The following is an 18,541-nucleotide window of genomic DNA, read 5'->3' on the forward strand; positions in this document are numbered from 1 at the left end:
ACGACGGTAGAGTCCCCGGCCGTGGACTCCCCGCCCGGTCGCCCGACCGACTCCCGCGCCGAGCTGATGCGGCTGCTCCAGCGCTACGTGGTCGAGGCGGTACGGCTCGGACGGGTCTTCGCCGAGCGGCACCACCTGCACCCCACCGACTGGGCTGCGCTGCTCGCCGTCATCCAGGGCGACCGCGTCGGCACGCCGCTGACGCCCGGGGAGCTCGGCCAGCGCCTCGGCATCTCCTCCGGAGCGACGACGGCCTGCGTGGACCGCCTGGAGCGGGCCGGGCACGTCCGGCGGATGCGCGACGACCGCGACCGCCGCCGGCTGACGCTGCACCGGGCGGAGAGCGCGACCGCGCTGCTCAACGCCTTCTCCGAGCCTCTCGACGCCGCCATGGACGCCATCGTCGTCGGCTACGACGGCGCCGAGCTGGACATCGTGCAGCGCTTCCTCGGCGATGCCATCGTCCAGGTGAGCGAGTACCGCCGCAGCCTCGTGGAGTGGTGAGCGCTCAGTCCGGCGGCAGCGTCACGGCGATCTCGGCCCCCAGGGTGTAGCCGGCCCGCAGGGTGAGCCGGTCGCCGCTCCAGAAGCTGCCCGGGTCGTACCAGTTCGGTCTGCGGTCGCGGGGCAACAGGCCCATGTCCTCGTAGGTGACGGCGACGACCTCCGCGCAGTAGGCGCTCTCCAGATTTGCGTCCGAGGTGTCGCCGGGGGTGTCGTCGGGAGGGTCGTCGCCGCGCCGGAGCCGCAGGGTCGGGAGCCGCCCGCGCAACCAGCGGCCGGCCAGCCGCGCGGTGGAGGGGAACGGCGTGCCGTCGAGCCGGGCGATCGTGCGCAGCAGCGCGTCTTCCATCTCGGCCGTGACCGCCGGCTCCGCCGGGCCGGAGAGCTGACGCAGCCAGCCGCGCTGGCCGTAGCGGCGCCCCCACTGGAGTACGGCGCCGCGCAGGTCGTGCAGCTGCACACCGCGGTGGTGGCGGCCCGACCAGGCGTCGGGCAGCGCGCGGCCCAGCTCGGCGTGCCACAGCAGGGGCGGCAGGTCGTCGAGGACCACGGCCATGCCGACGTGGTTGACGGGAGCGTTCGTGAGGCTCTGGATCGCCCGGTCCGGGCCGCTGCGGCCGCGGAAGAGCCAGAGGTCGCCGGTGCGGGCCAGCGCAGCTGCGGCGTCGAGGTTGGTGGTGGCACCCGCGGGGAGTCGGCGGCGCCGGCGCGAGGCCCGGGTCACGCCCCTAACCTAGGGCCCATGTCACGGCGCGGGATCTCGCGGGGTTCGGTCTGCAAGCTGCTGGGCGTGGCCGGGCTGGCCGGGGTCGCCGCGTCGGGCGTCGTGGCGGCCCGGGCGGAGCGGCGGCGCCGGGCGTACACGCCCGACGAGGTGCGGGCGCGGCTGCAGGAGCGGGTGGCGGCGGCCCAGGAGAAGGCCCAGCAGCAGGCTCAGGAGCAGGCCCAGAAGCAGGCCCAGAAGCAGGCGCAGGAGAAGGCCCGGTAGCGGACGCCGGGGTGGCCCGTATCGTCGTCGCTCGTGGAGCAGCGGAGCGCGGCCCGGTTGGGCCGGTCGGTGGGTGTGGTCGGACTGGGCTGTTGGCAGCTCGGCGCGGACTGGGGGACGGTCGACGAAGCGGATGCCCTCGCGGTGCTGCACGCCGCGGTCGACTCCGGTGTCACCTTCCTCGACACGGCGGACGTCTACGGCGACGGGCGCAGCGAGCGGCTGATCGGCCGCTTCCTGCGCGACCGCGGCAGCGCGGGGCTGACCGTCGCGACGAAGATGGGCCGACGCGTCGACCAGGTACCCGAGAACTACACGCGCGAGAACTTCCTGGCCTGGACCGACCGGTCGCGCTCCAACCTCGGCGTCGACACCCTCGACCTGGTGCAGCTGCACTGCCCGCCCACGCCCGTGTACTCCACGGACGCGGTGTTCGACGCCCTCGACGAGCTCGTCGACGCCAAGCGGATCGCCGCATACGGGGTGAGCGTCGAGACCGTCGACGAGGCGCTCACGGCCATCGCCCGGCCCGGGGTGGCGAGCGTGCAGATCATCGTCAACGCCTTCCGCCAGAAGCCGCTGGAGCGGGTCCTGCCCGCGGCCGCCGACGCGGGCGTGGCGGTGATCGCCCGGGTTCCCCTGGCGTCCGGGCTGCTGTCGGGCCGCTACACCGCGGCGACGACGTTCGCCCCCGACGACCACCGGTCGTACAACCGGCACGGTGAGGCGTTCGACGTGGGGGAGACCTTCGCCGGGGTGCCCTTCGAGGTGGGGCTCGCGGCCGTGGAGCGGCTGCGCCCGCTGGTGCCCGAGGGCGTGCCGATGGCCCGCTTCGCGGTGCGGTGGGTGCTGGACCAGCCGGTGACCGTCGTCATCCCGGGTGCCCGCGACGCGGAGCAGGCCCGCGGCAACGCTGCGGCCGCGGCGGTCGACGCACTGCCTGCCGACGTGCACGACGCCGTGCGCGCGGTGTACGCCGAGCTGATCGCACCGCACGTCCACGATCGCTGGTAAGGGGTCGGTCAAGGGCAACGCTGCGCGATCGGTCGAGGACCCGATCGGTATCGTCGGGAGCCCGTACACCCGATCGGAACCCGCGGAGGACCTCCCTGTGAAGGTTGCCCACCTCGTCACCTCCTTCATCGAGGACGGCGGCCCGGGCGACGAGCTCGTCGATCTCGCCGCCGCCTCCGACAGCACGGGTGTGGAGCCCGTCGTGGTGGTGCTCGGGTCGTCCGGCGACCGCTGGGAGGTCACGCGGCTGCGTGGCCTCGGCGTTCCGGTCGTCGAACTCGGGCTGGCCCCGTGGGACCCGCGGGCGGTGCGGCGCACGGCTCAGGTGCTGCGCGAGCACGGCGTCGAGCTGGTGCACACCCACCGCCGCCATGCGGACGTGGTCGGTGGCCTGGCGACCCGGCTCGGGCGTGGGCCGGCGCTGCCGCTGGTGTCGACGCTCTACAAGATCGAAAACCTGCCGACGAACCCCGCCGAGCGGCTCCGGCGTACGGCGACGATTCTGATGCGCCGCCGGATGGCGGCACGCACGGTCGCGATCTCGCACCTGCAGCGCGAGCGCTACCGGCGCTTCTCCGGCACGGACCGGGGCCTGGTGATCGTGCCCAACGGCCTCGCCGACCCGGGCCTGTTGTCCGCCGACGAGCGCGCTCGCGTGCGCAGGACCCGGGGGGTCGCGGACGACGGGATCCTCGCGGTCTGCGCCGCCCCGATGCGCCGGGGCCAGGGGCAGGACCTGCTGCTCGACGCCGTGGCCGCGGTGCCGCCCAGCATCCCGCTGACCGTCGTGCTCCTCGGTGACGGACCGTTGCGGCCCTGGCTGGTGTCGCGCGTCGAGGCCGACGAGGTGCTGGCGTCGCGCGTGCACTTCGAGCCCCGGCCGCCGCACGACCCGGCACGCGAGGTGATCGGGGCCGCCGACATGTTCCTGCACACCACCCGCTCGGCGGCGCTGCCGTCGGAGCTGATCCGGGCGCTCGCGCTGGGCGTTCCCGCGGTGGCCTCGCACGTCGGCGGGATCCCGGAGATCGTGACGCGCGGCACAGGGCTGCTGGTGCCGCTGGACGCCGACCCGATCGCGGACGCCGTGGTGCGCCTGGCGTCCGACCCGACGCTGCGCGCCCGCCTGGCGAAGGGCGCGCGGGGACACTTCCTCGCGAACTTCGAGGCCAGGGGCTGGGCCATGCGGCTGCGCGGGGTCTACGACGAGGTGCTCGCGCGGGTGCCGGCGGAGCCGGTGTCGCGGCCGGTCGGATCGGGGCCGGCCACGTTGCCGCCCACGTTCTTCGACACCCCCCGGTAGAACTTCGACACCCGGTAGAACATTGCGTCGGCCGGTCGGGCACCATGGAGGTGTCCGGCTCGTCGACGCCTCCGGGAGCCTGCCTCGTGTCGTCCGTACCTCTGCCCGTCCACGGCCGCGTCTTCCGCGCGCTCGCGATCGCCGAGGCCTGTTCGTGGGCGGGTCTGCTGATCGGGATGTTCGTCAAGTACGTCGTGGTGCACGACGAGATCGGCGTCCAGATCTTCGGCCCGATCCACGGCGCGCTGTTCGTCGCCTACATCGTGGCCGCCGTCGTCGTCGCCCGACCGCTGGGCTGGGACCGCCGGACGTTGCTGCTCTCGCTCGGTGCGAGCATCCCGCCGCTGTTCACGCTGTGGTTCGAGCGGTGGGCGCTGCACACGGGGCGGCTCGGGCGCGCGGTGCCTGCGGTCTGATCCCCCGGCGCGCTACCGGTCGTCGAGAGCCCGGTAGAGCGGGCGGAGCAGCTCGACCACGTCGCGGCCGCGGACGGCCAGCGGGAGTGCGGGCACCCGGTCGAGCAACGCGTCGGGAGGCGTGGACGGTCCGGCCGGCAGCTCCGGTGAGCCGCCCCCGTAGAACGCGACCGGGTCCGTCGGCAGCGGCGGGGCCTCGGGCGCGCGGGTGCGGCGGGCACGCAGCTCGTCGAGCACGGTCTCGCGGTCGCGGCCCCGCAGCGCGAGCACGGCGAACGGGTCGGCGTCGAACCGCTCGGCGAGCAGGTAGAACACCGCGGCGAGGTGCTTGCAGGGGACAGTCGCGTCCGGGCAGGTGCAGTCCATGGCGAGGTCGCGGCTGCCGCTCGGGAACAGGTCCACGCCCTGCGCGGCGACGACGTCCTCGACCTCGCGGGGCAGCTCGCCCGCCAACATCGCCGCCGTGAGCGAGGCGTCGGCGGCCAGCGCGTCGAGCACGGCGGTCCACTGCGCCTTGTCGAGCGTCGGGACGCCGATCCGGACCCGGTAGGGCCGTGCCGCGCTGCCCTGCACCCGTGCGGTGGCCGCACCCGCGTCGACCTGCAGGGACACGGTCTGCCCCCGGCGGGCGTACGTGCGGCCGCGGGCGAGGCGACCGCCGACCCCGGCGGCCTCCAGCACCGCGAGGAACCGGGCCGACCACCAGGTGCGCGCGACGGGGCCGCGGGTGGAGTTGATCTGGATGCCGCCGTGGACGGTCCGGGGGCGGGCCGGGGGAGCGGCGCGCCAGAACGGTTCCTCCGCGCCGGCCTCGTCGTCGGCCCAGTTCCGGGGGCTCATCCGGCGACCCGCACGGGCTCGCCGCTGTCGTCGGCGGCCTCGTCGTCCTGAAGCGCATCGGCGCTGAGCGCGAACAACTCGCGCAGCGTGTCGGTGGACAGCTCCGTCAGCCAGCCCTCGCCGTCGCCGACCACCAGCTCCGAGAGCGCGCGCTTGGAGCGGATCAGCGCGTCGATCCGCTCCTCCACGGTGCCGGGGCAGGAGAACGTGCGGACCTGCACGGTCCGGCGCTGCCCGATCCGGAAGGCGCGGTCCGTCGCCTGCTGCTCGACGGCAGGGTTCCACCAGCGGTCGAGGTGCACGACGTGCGTCGCGGCCGTGAGCGTGAGGCCCGTGCCGCCCGCCTTGAGCGAGGCCAGCAGGACCGGCGGGCCGTCTCCGGCCTGGAAGCGCTGCACGATCTCCTCACGGCGCCGCCGGGTGACCCCGCCGTGCAGGAACGCGATGTCCGTGTCGAGCCGGGCCGACAGGTGCGGCACGAGCAGGTGCCCGAACTCGGCGAACTGGGTGAAGCACAGCGCGCGGTCGCCCTCGACGAGCACCTCGGCGAGGATCTCCTCCAGGCGCACGACCTTGCCGGAGCGGCGCCCGATCGGCGAGCCGTCGTGCAGCAGCAGGGCCGGGTGGTCGCACACCTGCTTGAGCTTGGTCATCGCCGCCAGCACGTTGCCGCGCCGCGCGATGCCGGTGGAGTCTTCGATCTTCTCCAGCATGTCGTCGACGATCGTGCGGTACAGCGACGCCTGCTCGCGGGTGAGCCGGTAGTGCTGAGTGATCTCGATCTTGTCGGGAAGGTCGTCGACGATCGTCGGATCCGTCTTGAGCCGGCGCAGCAGGTACGGGCGGGTGGTCCGGCGCAGCAGCTCCGCGGCCTCGGTGCTGCCGTGGCGCTCGACCGGGATGGCGAAGCGCGTGCGGAAGCGCTCGGCGGTGCCGAGGATCCCGGGGTTGAGCACGTCCATGATCGCCCAGAGCTCGGCGAGGCGGTTCTCGACGGGAGTGCCGGTGAGGGCGACGCGGTGCCGGGCATGGAAGCGGCGCACGGCCCGCGCGGGCTGCGACCGGGCGTTCTTGACCGCCTGGGCCTCGTCGAGCACGAGCCGGTGCCAGTCGATCCCGGCGAGGTCGTCGGCGTCGCGGGCGGCGGTGGCGTAGGTCGTGACCAGCAGGTCGACGTCCGTGAGCGCCGCACGCAGATCGTCGCCGCGAGGACGGGCGGGACCGTGGTGTGCGCGTACCCGTAGGTCCGGGGCGAAGCGGGCGGCCTCGCGCTCCCAGGTGCCGACCATGGACATGGGGCACAGCAGCAGCGTCGGACCCGGTTGGGCGTCCTCCCGGTCGACGGTCTCCAGGGCCAGGAGCTGGACGGTCTTGCCCAGCCCCATGTCGTCGGCGAGGCACGCGCCCAGGCCGAGCGAGGAGAGGAACGCCAGCCAGGCGACGCCGCGCTGCTGGTAGGGGCGCAGTCGCGCGGTGAACGCCGCCGGTGGTTCGACCGGGGTGAGCGTGCGGTCCGCGCTGCCGGCGAGCAGGTCGCCGAGCCATCCACCGGCGTCGACGCCCGTGAGCGGCAGCGGCAGGTCGTCGGGAGCATCGCCCGCGGCGAACGCGAGCACGTCGGCGGCCGTCGGCGGGCGGCGGTCGCCGCGGCGGAGGAACTCCAGGCCGCGGTGCAGTGCCGCGCGGTCCACGCTCACCCAGGCCCCACGCAGCCGCACCAGCGGCGCCTTCGCGGCGACGAGCGCGGCGATCTCCTCCTCGTCGAGCACCGCGTCCGCTCCGTCGCCGACGGCCAGCGACCAGCGGAAGGTGGCGACCTCTTCGCGGCCCAGTCCGCCGCGGACGACCACACCCTGGGCCGGGGCGCTGCGGGTCGACAGCCGGAGCCCGACCCGGCGCGCGCCGTCCCAGCCGGCGGGCAGCTGCACCCCGAACCCGGCGTCGACGAGAAGTGCGGCGCCGGCGACGAGCACGTGGTGGGCGCCCTCGGGACTGAGGTCGAGACCCTCGGGACGGGCCGTCTGCAGGGCGTCGGCGAGCGCCGGGTAGACGCGGGTCGCCCGGCCGAGCTCGGCGAGCAGCACCTCCTGCGGCCCGGCGATGAGCCGATCGGCGCCGCCCGACCAGATCTGCGCGGCGGCGACGAGCAGGCTCGGGTCGGTGGTCGACTGGAGGAGGAACTCGAGGCGCCAGTGGGTGCCGTCGCCGGTGTCGTCGTGGTCCTCGTCCAGGGCCCGGACCTCCGTCAGCCGGAAGCAGGCGCGAGCGGCGCCGGGCGGGTCGGTGCCGACCGCATCCCAGGCTGCCAATGCCTCGGTGAGCGGCTCGAGCCGTGCCGCCGCAGGCAGGCGCCCGTCGGGCGAGGTGAGACCGGCGAGCCAGGTGTCGATCGCCCCCCGCCCTCCGTGGTGCACCGCGCCGGCGCGGGCGAGGCGGTCGCGGACGGCGGCGTCGACGAGGACGTCGAGCGCGTCCGCGACGAGTGCGCCGGGGTCGGCGGGGCCGCCTCTGCCGGTGGGCAGCTCGGCCCGGGCGGCCGGGGGCATCGTCGCCGCCAACGCCTCGGCCGCGGCCAGGTCGACGCCCTGCACGACGGGCCGCCAGCGGGCACGGGTGCCCCCGGGACCGGACGGATCCAGCGTCGGGAGGACGTGGCCGCGCCGGGCGAGGTCGTCGGCGAAGGCGACCACGGCGCGCATGTGCGCGACGGAGGGGCCGTAGCGGAGCTCGTCCGCCGGGTCGTCGAGCTCCGCGGGATCGACGGCGACGGCCGGCACCGCCCAGGCCCGCAGCTCGAGCGCGCCGCGCGGCGCGGGGCCCGGTGCGGAACGCACGAGCTCGGGCGAGGGCGCGGGGCCGCCGGTGTGCGCCGGCAGCAGCAGGCTGACCTGGGTGGCTGTGCCGGGGTGCAGGGTGCCCAGCGTCTGCGCAGACACGGCGAAGGGGTGCGGCCGCGCGGTGCGCAGCGCCCGGCTGCGCCCGGTGGCGGGCCGCTCGCCGTCTTCGGCCCAGAGCAGCACACCCCGGCCCGGCGACCACAGGGCGTGCACCACCAACACCCCGTCACCCTACGACCGCCCCCCGACGATCCTGTGCAGCGCCGGGGGTGCTCCGGTCAGAGGTCGAGGCGGGCGCGGAGCTCCTCGGGAACGAGGTCGAGGTACGCGTCGGGATGCCGGGCGATGTAGGCGCGGACGAACGGGCAGTCCGGCCGCACGGCGAGCCCCCCGGCGCTGGCGGCGTCCAGCGCGGCGCGGACCAGGGTCGACCCGAGTCCGCGGCCCTCGTAGGCGTCGTCGATCTCGGTGTGGGTGAACACGATCAGCCCGGGGTCCTTCATGCGGTACTGCGCGAACCCCGCCAGTCGGCCGTCGACGTGGATCTCGAAGCGCGACCGTTCGGCGACGTCGAGGACGGTGGGCCCCGACTCGGTGGACTCGGTGGACTCGGTGTGGGTGGTCATCGTCAGCTCCCGGGGTCGGTGCCGGATGCCCCGTGCGGGGATCCGGACGTCTCGCTCGCCGAACCCTCGGCGGGCTCGCGTTCTTCCCCGGCGAACGGGAACCGGGCGACCGGTTCCCAGGGGCCGCCGCGGTAGCGCCACAGCGCGAGCGCGACCGCCCGCGTGCGCTCCGGGACGAACGTGGCGGCCAGCTCGCCGTGCAGCCGGCGCGCGTCGGCGGGGGTGACCTTGTTCTGCACGGTGGCGTGCAGGTCGCGCTTGGCACGGTCCTGCGGGGTCAGCCAGGGCGCCCAGCCGCGTGCCAGCTCGGTCCGGATGGCCGCCAGCTCGGGCGAGGCGAGTGAGACCGCCACCCCCCGGCCCAGCGACCGCACGCCGGTGACGTCCACCGTCGGCGCGGACCGGCCGCGCACCATGGCCTCGACCGCCTTCTCGACGGCGTCGCACTCGGCCCCCGGCAGGTGGTGGAACAGCGTGACGTGGGCGTCGAGGTGGTTGCGTTCCGGCGGGAAGTGCGCACGGCGCAGGGCGTCGAGGCGCTGCTGCACGGGGGCGTCGAGGACGGCCGAGAGGATCAGCGGGGCCGGCTCTGGCCCGGACGGCTCGGCGTCAGCCACGGTCGACCTCGGACAGGAAGCCGCGCACGGCCTCGCGGGCGCCGTCCGTGATCTCGGTGCCGTGGGTGAACGCGACGCGCTCGTACTCGAGCTCGCCGAGCACGTGCGCCGTCTGCCGGCTGAGCCGGAAGTCGGTGCACAGGGGGCGGGGGCTGAACCGCAGCTGCCGGACGTTGAACAGGGCGTCGCCCGTGATCAGGGTGCCGGTGCGCTCGTGGAGCAGGGAGACGTGGCCCGGGGTGTGCCCGGGCGTGGCGACGATCCGCAGCCCGCCGCCGACGTCGAGCACCTGCCCGTCCGACAGCCGCTCGCCGACGGCCACCGGCGGGAATCCGGCGCCGGGGATGCGCGTCATCAGCCGGCCCACGAGCAGCGACTGCTCGAACGGCGGCGGTCGTCCCGCCTCGGCGTACCCGGCGTCCGCCTCGTGCACGGCCACCGGTGCCCCGGTCCGCGCGACCATCTCGGCCGCGCCTCCTGCGTGGTCGGTGTGGGCGTGGGTGAGCACGATGCGGGTGACGTGGCCCGGGTGGCGTCCGATCGCACGCAGCCCGGCCACGATCCGCCCCGGCGCCCGCTTCAGGCCGCAGTCGACGAGCGTGACCGACCCGTCGTCGTCGACGAGGGCGAAGGAGTTCGTGTTCGCGGCGCCGACCGTCGGGATGCGGACGACGCCGGGCGCCACCTCGACCGCGGGAACACGCGCCATCGGTCGACCCTACGAGGGGCGCCCGGCCCGCGCCGCGTCGAGCTGTGCCACGAGCCGCTTCGGGGCGACCGTCCGGTACGCCTCGGCCACCAGTTCGGCGATCTCGTCCCAGTCGATCTCCGGGACGTCGAGGTACACCCCGAGCCAGCCCCGCCCACCCACGTACGGCGGCCGGAAGAACCGCTCGGGGTCGCTCCCCATCAGCGCTTCCTGTACGCCCGGTGGGACGGCGCACCAGAACGCCACCCTGTCGTCGTGATGGCGCCCGGCGTACGTCACGAACACCTTCCGGACGAACCACGTGGGCTCGCCGTGACTGAGCTTTTCGGTGGCCTCGGGCAGCGCGAGGCACAGGGCGCGCAGCCGGCTCAGCGCATCGGACGGCGTCTCACCCACCGTCTCACCCACCGTCTCACCCACCGCGGGGCTCCCGGAACACGCAGAACTCGTTGCCCTCGGGATCGGCCAGCACGACGAAACCCTCGGTGCCCGCCTGCCCGATCTCGACGCGCCGCGCACCCAGCCCGACCAGCCGCTCGACCTCGGCCTCGCCGTCGCCCTCCGGGGAGAGATCCGGATGACCGCGGTTCTTGCCCGGAGTCGGCTCGGCGACGGGCTGCAGCCACACGCTCGGCGCGTGCGGACCCGCCTCGGGCGGCGGCCAGAGGTGCTGGCCGTCGTCGTCGATCCGGTAGCCCAGGGCCGCGGCCCAGAACTGTGCCATCCGGGCGCCGTCGACCACATCGAGAGTCCATTGACCGATCCGCGCGACCATCAGCGGCCGCCCGTGGGAGCTGTCGTTCGCATGCCGGCACCGTAGGCCCGGACCCCGACAAGTTCCGGCTCCATCCAGGACGACTGCACACCACATGTCACGGAACGATGACGGACGGTCGCATCGAGGCCGCCGACGCTGGTCCGCGCCGTCGGAGCGCCCGTACGATGACCGCTGCGCCGGTCGGCCCCCGGTTCGCACGGAGGACGATGCAGCCCCACGACCTGCTGGCCCGGGTGGTCGAGCATCTGCCGGTCGGGGTGTTCGCGTTCTCGGGCGACGGCCGGGCGCTCCTGTGGAACTCGTGCGCCGAGCGGCTCACCGGGTGGGAGCGCGAGCGGATCGTCCGCGACGGTCTCACCGGCCTCCCGCTCGACGCACCGACCGCCCGCCGCATCCGCGACGAACTGCTCGCCGGGCGCCCGTTCCGGGGCCGCATCCCCGCCGACGTCGAGAGCGGCGCGACCCTCTACTTCCGCGCCGAACCCCTGCCGGACCCCGACGGGCCGATCCTGCTCGGGGTCCTGCAGGAGGTCGACGACATGCGCGCGGGCGACGAGGCCTTCGCCCTGCTCGACGCGCTGTGGGAGACCGCGCCGGTCGGCCTGGCGTTCTTCGACTCGGAGCTGCGGTTCCGGCGGGTCAACGGCGCGATCCTGGACATCGACGGCGGCACCGTCGACGAGCGCCTCGGGCGGACGCTGGAGGCGGTGCACGGTCCGGTGGGCGCCGAGATCGCCGCCGGGCTGCGCGATGTGCTCGCCGACGGGCGCGCCCGCTTCGACGTGCCCGTCAACGGTCGGCTCTGGCACGGCCGCGGCCCGCAGCAGGAGTGGCGGCTCTACTCCTACCCCGTCCGCTCGCCGGACGACGCGATCGTCGGGGTCGGGCTGGTGGTCGTCGACGTGACCGCGACCGCGCGCACCCGCCGCGAGGTCGACGCCCTGGCCGCCGAGCGCGAGCGCGCCCTGACCCGCTACCAGGGGCTGGTCGAGGCGACCAGCGCCGCCGTGTGGATCCGCGAGCCCGACGGCAGCGCCGCCCAGGACGCTCCCGCACTGCGGGCGATCACCGGGCAGGACGTCGAGGGGTACCGCGGCTGGGGCTTCCTCGACGCGGTCGACCCCACCCACCGCGACGACGTCCGCAGTGCCTGGCGGCGGGCCGTCGCGGACGGCGCGGAGGTCGTGACCTGCACCTACCGGCTGTGCACTGCGCGCGGCTACCGCTGGTTCCGCACCCGCGCGGTGCCGGTGCGCGTCGCGGGCGTCGTCGTCGAGTGGGTGGGCACCGACACCGACGTCGACGACGAGGTCTGCGCCCGCCAGCGGCTCGCCGTGCTGGCCAGGGCGACCAGCGCCGTGGGCGCCGTGCACGAGCCGGAGGAGGAGCTGACGGCACTGGCCGAGTCGGTCGTGCCGGAGTTCGCCGACATCTGCCGGGTGTACCTCGTCGACCCCGCACCCACCTCCGGCGGTGCGGTCACCGGGAAGCGGTCGGTGACGCGCACGGCAGAGGGCGTCGTCCCGTCGCCGTCGAACGACGAGCGGTTCTCGTTCGGACCCGCCCATCCCGTCGCGCGTTGCGTGCGCACCCGCGACTCGGTGCTCGTCCCCGTCCCGGTGCCTCCCGAGCAGGTGTTCTACGGGGCTCCCGAGCAGCGCCGGTGGAGCGAGGAGATCGGGATCACCGCGATGCTCGTCGCGCCCGTGGTGTCGCGGGGCGTCGTGGTGGCGGCGCTGCTGTTCATCTCGTGCGGTCGGCGGCCGGCGTTCACCGAGGACGACCGGGCGCTCGTCGTCGAGCTGGCGGCGCGGGCCTCGGCCGCGGTCGAGCACGCCGAGCACTTCCAGCAGACCCGCCGGGTGTCGCTCGCCCTGCAGGCGGCGATGCTCAGCGCCCCGCCGACGCATCCGGGCGTGGAGGTGCAGGCCCGGTACCTGCCGGCCGCGACGGACCTGGAGGTCGGCGGCGACTGGTACGACGCCTTCGACCTGCCCGACGGCGACCTGGCGGTGGGCGTGGGCGACGTCGCGGGGCACGACCTGTCCGCCGCGGCCACGATGGGGCAGCTGCGCAGCATGCTCCGGGCACTGGCGTACGAGACGGGGGACGCACCCTCGGACGTCGTGCGCCGCCTGGACCGGGTCGCGTCCCGGCTCGACGTCACCGGCTTCACCACGCTCCTGTTCGGGCGCCTGTGCCGGCGCGCGGACCGCACGGTGTTCCGCTGGGCCAACGCCGGCCATCCGCCGCCGGTGCTGGTGCCGCCGGACGGGGAGCCGGAGCTGCTCCGCGGCGGCGTGGGCGTGGTGCTGGGAGTGGCGCCGGATCTGCCGCGGACCGACCGTGAGGTGGAGTTGCCGCCCGGTGCGACCCTGTTGCTCTACACCGACGGGCTGTTCGAGCGGCGCAACGACCCGGACGACCGCGCGTCGGTCGACCTGCTCGACCTCGTCCAGCGTGGCAAGGAGCTGCCGTTGTCCGACCTGTGCGACCACCTCGTCCGCGGAACGGGCGCCGACACCGGCGACGACATGGTCGTCCTCGCGCTGCGGATGCACTCGTGCTGACCTTCGACGACCTCGTGGCACGGGCGCGCGGTCTCGTGACGCCCGGGCGGCGGGCGCTGCTCGGGATCGTCGGCAGCCCCGGTTCCGGCAAGTCGACGCTGGCCGAGGCGCTGCTCGCCACCCTGCGCGCCGACCGGCCGCCGGGCGCCGGAGCCGACTGGGTGGCGCACGTGCCGATGGACGGGTACCACCTGGCCGACGTCGAGCTCGAGCGGCTGGGCCTGCGCCAGGCCAAGGGCGCTCCCGACACGTTCGACGCCGGGGGATACGTCGCGTTGCTGGCCCGCTTGCGCGCTGCCGATCCTGCCGACGCCGTGGTGTACGCGCCGGCCTTCGAGCGGACGCTGGAGCAGCCGCTCGCCGGCGCGATCCCGGTGCCGGCGGCGGCCCGGCTGGTGGTGACCGAGGGCAACTACCTGCTGCTGGACAGTGGGCGCTGGCCTGCGGTGCGCCCGCTGGTGGACGAGGTGTGGTTCTGCGCGTTGCGCGACGACGTGCGCCTGCACCGGCTGCACGCCCGCCACGTCACGTTCGGCAAGGCACCCGACGAGGCGGTGGCGTGGGTCGCCGCCGTCGACCAGCCGAACGCCGAGCTGATCGACGCGACGCGTGACCGCGCCGACCTGCTGGTCCCGAGCGGTGTGCTCGAGGCGCTCCGGCCCCCGGGGCCGTGACCCGCGGCTGATCAGCCGGCCGTGGGCGCCTGCGACTCGGGGGCCCGCGCCTCGCCGCCCGGCGGGTCGCCGTCCCGGGGGTCCGCCGCCGGGCTGCCCGCCGACGGGGGCGGTTCGGCGGGCGCGACCTCGGCGTCGTCGTCCTCGCGGGTGTCGCGGGCACTGTGAGCACCGTGGCCATCGCGGGCGGACTCGTCGTCGGGAACGGTGTCGGCGGGATCCGGCAGCAGCTCGGTGCCGTCCGGCGCGGGGTCGGGCTCGGGCGGTGCCGCGGACGGCGCCGGAGTCGCCGGGTGCGCCGTCGGCGTGGGGGCGGCGTTCGGAGCCGCGTCCGACGGCGGCGTGCCCAGCGGGCGGAACGGCACGAACGCCTCCGCAGGCGCGCCGCTCAGGGCCGTCGCCATGAAGCCCCGCCACACCTCGCCCGGCAGCGTGCGGCCGCTGATCGGATCGCCCGTCGCCGTGCGGATCGGGGAGTTGCGGTCGGTGCCCATCCACACCGAGGCCGCGAGCTGCGGGGTGAAGCCGGCCATCCACGCGTCGTTGTTCTCGCCGGGGAAGCGTGACTGCACGGTGCCCGTCTTCGCCGCGACCGGGCGCCGGCCCAGCGTCAGGCCGTCGCGGTCGGCGACCCCGAGCATCGCCTCGGTCACGTTGCGCGCGACCTGCTCCGGGAAGCGCTGCTCGCCGTCCGGTCTCGCCCGGTACAGCACCCGGCCGTCGGCGGTGACGACCTGCGAGACCAGGTGCGGCGGGTGCCACACCCCGCCACCCGCGATGGTGGCGTACGCCGAGGCCAGCTCGAGCGTGCTGACCTCCTTGTTGCCCAGTGCGAGGCCTTCGTTCGGGTCGTCGAGCGGCGACGTGATGCCGGCCGCGCGGGCCGCGTCCGCCACCTTCTGCGGCCCCACCCGCCGGGCCATGTCGCTGAAGACCACGTTGTTCGACACGGTCATGGCCTGCTTGAGGTCGCACCGCGCGCACTCGGCCCCCTCGGCGTTGCGCAACCCGGGCCGGGCCGCGCCGTCGAAGGTCTCGCCGATGCCGATCGGCGGGCTCTCGCGCAGCCCGGCCAGCACGACGAAGGGCTTGAACGTCGACCCGGCCAGGCGGCGGACCCGGGCGTAGTCCAGGCCCGTTCCGTTGTCGCCGCCGTAGTAGGCCAGGATCCCGCCCGTCGCCGGGTCGACGGCCACCATCGCGCTGCGCAGGTTGACCGGCTGCCCCGCGAGCCCCGCGTGCGCCGCGTCGATCGCCGCCTGCTGCCGGGCGGGGTCGACCGTCGTGGTGATCCGCAGGCCCGCCTGGCTCAGCTCCTGGTCGGTGATGCCGAGGTCCTCGAGCTCGGTGCGCACGGCCGTCACGACGTGCCCGCGCGAGTCGGTGGGCACGCCGCCGGTCGACGGCCTGCGCGGGATCGTCGGCGGGAACACCGCCGCGTCGCGCTCGGCGTGGGGGAGCCAGCCCTGCGCGACCATCCCGTCGAGGACGAAGTTCCAGCGCTGCTCGGCCTTCTCGGGATTGAGCGCGGGGTCCCAGCGCGACGGCGACTGGATCAGCCCCGCGAGCAGCGCCCCCTCGGCCGGGGTGAGCGCGCTGACCGGTTTGCCGAAGTAGGCGTGCGCGGCCGACTGGATGCCGTAGGCGCCGCGGCCGAAGTAGATGGCGTTGAGGTAGTCGCCGAGGATCTCGTCCTTGCTGCGCTGCTGGGAGATCTTGACCGCGACGACCATCTCGCGGTACTTGCGCCAGAGCGTCGCCTCGTCGCCGACGAGGGTGTTCTTGACGTACTGCTGGGTGATGGTCGAGCCGCCGCCGACGCCGCCGCGCAGCTGGTTCCACGCCGCGCGCACGATCCCGGTGAGATCGAAGCCCGGGTTGGAGTAGAACGACCGGTCCTCGGCGGCGAGCACGGCGCGGCGCACGTGGGGCGGCACCTTCTCGACCGGCACGACCACCCGGTTGCCCTGCTCGGGCACCAGCCGGGTGATCTGGCTGCCGTCCGCGTAGGCGATCAGCGCGACCTGGTTGTTGACGGCGTCGTCCGGGGTCGGGACGGCGAAGAACGCGTACCCGAGGACGAAGGCGACGACGGGTGCGAGGGCGGCGGCGCCGAGCGCGGCGGTGGCGAGCTGCAGCGCACCCCGGCGGGTCCGGGGGAGGTGGGGGAGGAGCCGCCGAAGGTTTCGCCGCCCGGGCGGCTGCGGCCCGGGACGGGCGGGCGCGGTGCGATCCGGCGCGGGAGGCTGTGGCGGGGTGCGCTGGGCCGGGGTGCGCTGGGCCCGGGTGCGCTGTGCCGCGATGCGTGCCGGTGGGGTGCCGCTCGGTGCAGTAGGGCCCGGTGGCGTGCGGTGCGGGGCAGGCCGATTCGGGACACGGCGGTTCGGAGCGGTGCGGACCGGCACGCCGCGGTCGAGTTCGGCGAGCACCCCGCCGCGCAGGGCCGGCCCGACCGGGGCCGTGAGCGCGTCGGCCGGCGCGCGGCCCGGAGCCCGGCGCCGCACGCGGCCCGGTGGCTCCGCTGCGGCCGCCGGTCCGGAGGAGGGCCGGGCAGGAGGCTGCCACCAGCCGACCCCCGTCGAGTAGCCGCGGGAGTGCCGGTGCCCGCCGGATCCGGGCGGGAAGGCCGGATCGGGCACAGCGCGCACGAGTGCCCTCCCCTCGCCGGCCGCCGGACCGATCTCGTCCGGTCCAACGGGGGCCTTCGGCAGGGCGGTGCGGCGCCACGGCGGCGATCACCTGATCGGGTGATCACTCGACAGCCCGACGACCGGGCCGCTCGTCGGGGCCTAGGCGGCGGACGTGCCGCTCGTCGCCGCGACGGCAGGCGCGTGTGCGGGGCCGCTGTCGCCCGACGCGCCGCCCAGCGCCTCGGTGAGCAGCCGGTACGAGCGCAGGCGGTCGTCGCCGTCGTGGGTGCTGGTGACGACCATCAGCTCGTCCACTCCCGTCCGCTCGACCAGCTCCGTCGCACCGGTGCGCACGGTCTCGGGAGAGCCGATGATCTGGCTCGCGAGCCGCTGCTCGACGAAGTCGCGCTCCTCCGGGCTGTACCGGTACGCGGCCGCCTCCTCCGGTGTCGGCACCGGGCCGGGCCTGCCGAGACGCAGCTGCAGGAACTGCAGTGCCGAGGGCAGCGCGAGCCGCCGGGCCTCGGCGTCGTCCGGAGCGCACAGCACGGACGCGGCGATCAGGGCGTACGGCTCGGCGAGCACCTCGGACGGGCGGAACATCTTCCGGTAGAGCTCGAGGGCGGGCAGGGTGTTCTCGCTGCTGAAGTGGTGGGCGAAGGCGAAGGGCAGGCCCATGAGCCCGGCCAGCTGGGCGCTGTAGCCGCTCGACCCGAGCAGCCACACCGCCGGGTCCTGACCCTGCGCCGGCACCGCCGCGACCGGCCCGTCGCCCCGGAAGTACGCCATCAGCTCACCGAGCTGCTCGGGGAAGTCGTCAGCGCCGAGCGCGGCGGTACCGCGCCGCAGGGCGCGTGCCGTCCGCTGGTCCGTGCCGGGCGCACGTCCGATACCGAGGTCGATGCGGCCCGGGTGCAGCGCGTCGAGCGTGCCGAACTGCTCGGCGATGACGAGCGGCTGGTGGTTGGGCAACATCACACCGCCCGAGCCGACGCGGATCCGCTCGGTGACGGCCGCCAGGTGGGCGATCAGCACGGCCGGCGAGGAGCTCGCGATTCCCGGCATCCCGTGGTGCTCCGCCACCCAGTAGCGCCGGAACCCGAGATCCTCGACGAGCTGGACGAGCTTCGTGCTGGTCGCCAGCGCGGCCGTCGCCGTCGAGCCGGTACCGATGGGGGCGAGATCGAGAACGGAGAGAGGTACCACGTGCGAGGCAACGTCGACGGGCCTCCGGCTCTTCCCGGCGATCACACACCGTGCCAGGGCGCGCGGGCCACATCCGCCGATCCAGGACGAATGGTGCCGCATCGGGGGTCCCCCCACTGCGCAGAGTGGGCGAGGGGTCACAATACGGTGATGGCGCTCGCGGATGCATTGCATGCCCTGCTCCGCCTGTCCGGAGCGACCTACTCCTGTGTCGTCGAGCGCGACAGCGGGCGGGTGCTCGCCGAGGTGGGCAACGGGGAGACGGGGTCCGGCGACTCCGAAGGCGTCGTGCCCTACTCGGTGCCGCGGTGGGGTACGGCCGTCGCCGCGATGTTCGGCACCACGTCGGGCGACGAGCTGGACGACGTCATGATCACCGGACGGCGGTCCTACCACCTCGTCCGTCCGCTCGGGCCGGATGCGTCGGTACTGGTCTACCTGCGGCTCGACCGGAGCCGGTCGAACCTCGCCGCCGCCCGCCGGGAGCTGGCCACCGTCAAGCTTTCCGGAGGTGCACCCGCGGCCTCCTCAGGGGCATCGGCTGCGCCCCCGGCGCGATCTCGGGGCGACGCGCCTGCAGCACGTGCCCGGGGCCCCGTCGCCGCCACGTCACCCGCGCCGGCGCGGGTACCCGCGGCCCTCGCGCCGTCGTCCACTCCGGCGCGCGGCCTGCGGAGCACGACGTCGGATTCGGGCAGCACGTCGACGTCACCGTCACGGCCCCGCGCCGCTGCCGCGGCGGTGCCCCGGGCGCGTCGATCGCCGGCATCGGACGCGTCCGCGATGCCGTCCGGCGGTGCGCGCCCCCGCCCCGGCGGCGGGGGGGCGG

General features: G+C 75.2%; 18 protein-coding genes. 8 read left to right on the forward strand and 10 right to left on the reverse strand.

Annotated features, from left to right (window positions below; translation table 11 throughout):
- Nucleotides 1–21: 21 nt before the first annotated feature.
- Nucleotides 22–504, forward strand: a complete 483-nt coding sequence (locus RM445_RS20810; protein ID WP_311558470.1) for a MarR family winged helix-turn-helix transcriptional regulator — start codon at nt 22–24, stop codon at nt 502–504.
- A 4-nt stretch (nt 505–508) separates the two neighbouring features.
- Here RM445_RS20810 and RM445_RS20815 read toward each other — a convergent pair whose 3' ends face one another.
- Nucleotides 509–1,228 carry a C40 family peptidase gene (locus RM445_RS20815; RefSeq protein WP_311558471.1) on the reverse strand — a complete coding sequence of 240 codons (720 nt, stop codon included), beginning with the start codon at nt 1,226–1,228 and terminating at the stop codon, nt 509–511.
- An 18-nt stretch (nt 1,229–1,246) separates the two neighbouring features.
- Here RM445_RS20815 and RM445_RS20820 point away from each other — a divergent pair, with 18 nt between their 5' ends.
- The 4 genes from RM445_RS20820 (at nt 1,247) to RM445_RS20835 (ending at nt 4,225) form a co-directional block, all read left to right on the forward strand.
- Complete coding sequence (locus tag RM445_RS20820) at nt 1,247–1,492, forward strand: hypothetical protein (protein WP_311558472.1); 246 nt, start codon at nt 1,247–1,249, stop codon at nt 1,490–1,492.
- Between the two features lie 33 nt (nt 1,493–1,525).
- Nucleotides 1,526–2,506 (forward strand): aldo/keto reductase, encoded by a 981-nt coding sequence (locus RM445_RS20825; protein ID WP_311558473.1) that lies wholly within the window; start codon nt 1,526–1,528, stop codon nt 2,504–2,506.
- A 97-nt stretch (nt 2,507–2,603) separates the two neighbouring features.
- Nucleotides 2,604–3,809 (forward strand): glycosyltransferase, encoded by a 1,206-nt coding sequence (locus RM445_RS20830; RefSeq protein ID WP_311558474.1) that lies wholly within the window; start codon nt 2,604–2,606, stop codon nt 3,807–3,809.
- Between the two features lie 86 nt (nt 3,810–3,895).
- The gene (locus RM445_RS20835) at nt 3,896–4,225 is read left to right on the forward strand and encodes a DUF3817 domain-containing protein (RefSeq protein ID WP_311558475.1); all 330 of its coding nucleotides are present in this window, start codon (nt 3,896–3,898) and stop codon (nt 4,223–4,225) included.
- A 12-nt stretch (nt 4,226–4,237) separates the two neighbouring features.
- Here RM445_RS20835 and RM445_RS20840 read toward each other — a convergent pair whose 3' ends face one another.
- The 7 genes from RM445_RS20840 to RM445_RS20870 are packed head-to-tail and all read right to left on the reverse strand — an operon-like array spanning nt 4,238 to nt 10,725.
- Nucleotides 4,238–5,065 carry an SWIM zinc finger family protein gene (locus RM445_RS20840; RefSeq protein ID WP_311558476.1) on the reverse strand — a complete coding sequence of 276 codons (828 nt, stop codon included), beginning with the start codon at nt 5,063–5,065 and terminating at the stop codon, nt 4,238–4,240.
- Nucleotides 5,062–8,124 (reverse strand): DEAD/DEAH box helicase, encoded by a 3,063-nt coding sequence (locus RM445_RS20845; protein WP_311558477.1) that lies wholly within the window; start codon nt 8,122–8,124, stop codon nt 5,062–5,064. The genes RM445_RS20840 and RM445_RS20845 overlap by 4 nt, the downstream gene beginning before the upstream one ends.
- A gap of 56 nt (nt 8,125–8,180) precedes the next feature.
- The gene (locus RM445_RS20850) at nt 8,181–8,528 is read right to left on the reverse strand and encodes a GNAT family N-acetyltransferase (RefSeq protein WP_311558478.1); all 348 of its coding nucleotides are present in this window, start codon (nt 8,526–8,528) and stop codon (nt 8,181–8,183) included.
- Between the two features lie 2 nt (nt 8,529–8,530).
- The gene (locus RM445_RS20855; protein ID WP_311558479.1) at nt 8,531–9,145 is read right to left on the reverse strand and encodes a 2'-5' RNA ligase family protein; all 615 of its coding nucleotides are present in this window, start codon (nt 9,143–9,145) and stop codon (nt 8,531–8,533) included.
- A complete protein-coding gene (locus RM445_RS20860; RefSeq protein WP_311558480.1) occupies nt 9,138–9,854 on the reverse strand; it encodes an MBL fold metallo-hydrolase in 717 nt (238 codons plus the stop codon). Before RM445_RS20860 ends, RM445_RS20855 begins: the two co-directional genes overlap by 8 nt.
- Nucleotides 9,855–9,863: 9 nt before the next feature.
- A complete protein-coding gene (locus tag RM445_RS20865; RefSeq protein WP_311558481.1) occupies nt 9,864–10,274 on the reverse strand; it encodes an MmcQ/YjbR family DNA-binding protein in 411 nt (136 codons plus the stop codon).
- Nucleotides 10,267–10,725, reverse strand: a complete 459-nt coding sequence (locus RM445_RS20870; protein WP_311558482.1) for a VOC family protein — start codon at nt 10,723–10,725, stop codon at nt 10,267–10,269. Before RM445_RS20870 ends, RM445_RS20865 begins: the two co-directional genes overlap by 8 nt.
- 113 nt (nt 10,726–10,838) lie before the next feature.
- Between RM445_RS20870 and RM445_RS20875 the strand changes: the two genes are divergently transcribed.
- Nucleotides 10,839–13,202 (forward strand): SpoIIE family protein phosphatase, encoded by a 2,364-nt coding sequence (locus RM445_RS20875; RefSeq protein ID WP_311558483.1) that lies wholly within the window; start codon nt 10,839–10,841, stop codon nt 13,200–13,202.
- Nucleotides 13,196–13,876 carry a nucleoside/nucleotide kinase family protein gene (locus tag RM445_RS20880; protein ID WP_311558484.1) on the forward strand — a complete coding sequence of 227 codons (681 nt, stop codon included), beginning with the start codon at nt 13,196–13,198 and terminating at the stop codon, nt 13,874–13,876. Before RM445_RS20875 ends, RM445_RS20880 begins: the two co-directional genes overlap by 7 nt.
- Before the next feature lie 11 nt (nt 13,877–13,887).
- On the opposite strand, the gene RM445_RS20885 is transcribed toward RM445_RS20880, so the two are convergent.
- Both RM445_RS20885 and RM445_RS20890 read right to left on the reverse strand, forming a co-directional pair.
- Complete coding sequence (locus tag RM445_RS20885) at nt 13,888–16,524, reverse strand: transglycosylase domain-containing protein (RefSeq protein ID WP_311558485.1); 2,637 nt, start codon at nt 16,522–16,524, stop codon at nt 13,888–13,890.
- A gap of 141 nt (nt 16,525–16,665) precedes the next feature.
- On the reverse strand, nt 16,666–17,712 hold the full coding sequence (locus RM445_RS20890) for an LLM class flavin-dependent oxidoreductase (protein WP_311558486.1): 1,047 nt from the start codon (nt 17,710–17,712) through the stop codon (nt 16,666–16,668).
- Nucleotides 17,713–17,862: 150 nt separating this feature from the next.
- On the opposite strand from RM445_RS20890, the gene RM445_RS20895 reads away from it, so the two are divergent.
- The coding region (locus RM445_RS20895; protein ID WP_311558487.1) for a hypothetical protein at nt 17,863–18,541 on the forward strand (679 nt) is incomplete at its 3' end.

Source organism: Pseudonocardia charpentierae, from assembly GCF_031845345.1.
Taxonomy (GTDB): Bacteria; Actinomycetota; Actinomycetes; order Mycobacteriales; family Pseudonocardiaceae; genus Pseudonocardia; species Pseudonocardia charpentierae.

Coding starts and splice junctions, on each gene's coding strand:
- RM445_RS20820 (WP_311558472.1), top strand. CDS start 1,247: ATGTCACGGCGCGGGATCTCGCGGGGTTCGGTCTGCAAGCTGCTGGGC.
- RM445_RS20840 (WP_311558476.1), bottom strand. CDS start 5,065: ATGAGCCCCCGGAACTGGGCCGACGACGAGGCCGGCGCGGAGGAACCG.
- RM445_RS20850 (WP_311558478.1), bottom strand. CDS start 8,528: ATGACCACCCACACCGAGTCCACCGAGTCCACCGAGTCGGGGCCCACC.
- RM445_RS20860 (WP_311558480.1), bottom strand. CDS start 9,854: ATGGCGCGTGTTCCCGCGGTCGAGGTGGCGCCCGGCGTCGTCCGCATC.
- RM445_RS20870 (WP_311558482.1), bottom strand. CDS start 10,725: ATGTGGTGTGCAGTCGTCCTGGATGGAGCCGGAACTTGTCGGGGTCCG.
- RM445_RS20875 (WP_311558483.1), top strand. CDS start 10,839: ATGCAGCCCCACGACCTGCTGGCCCGGGTGGTCGAGCATCTGCCGGTC.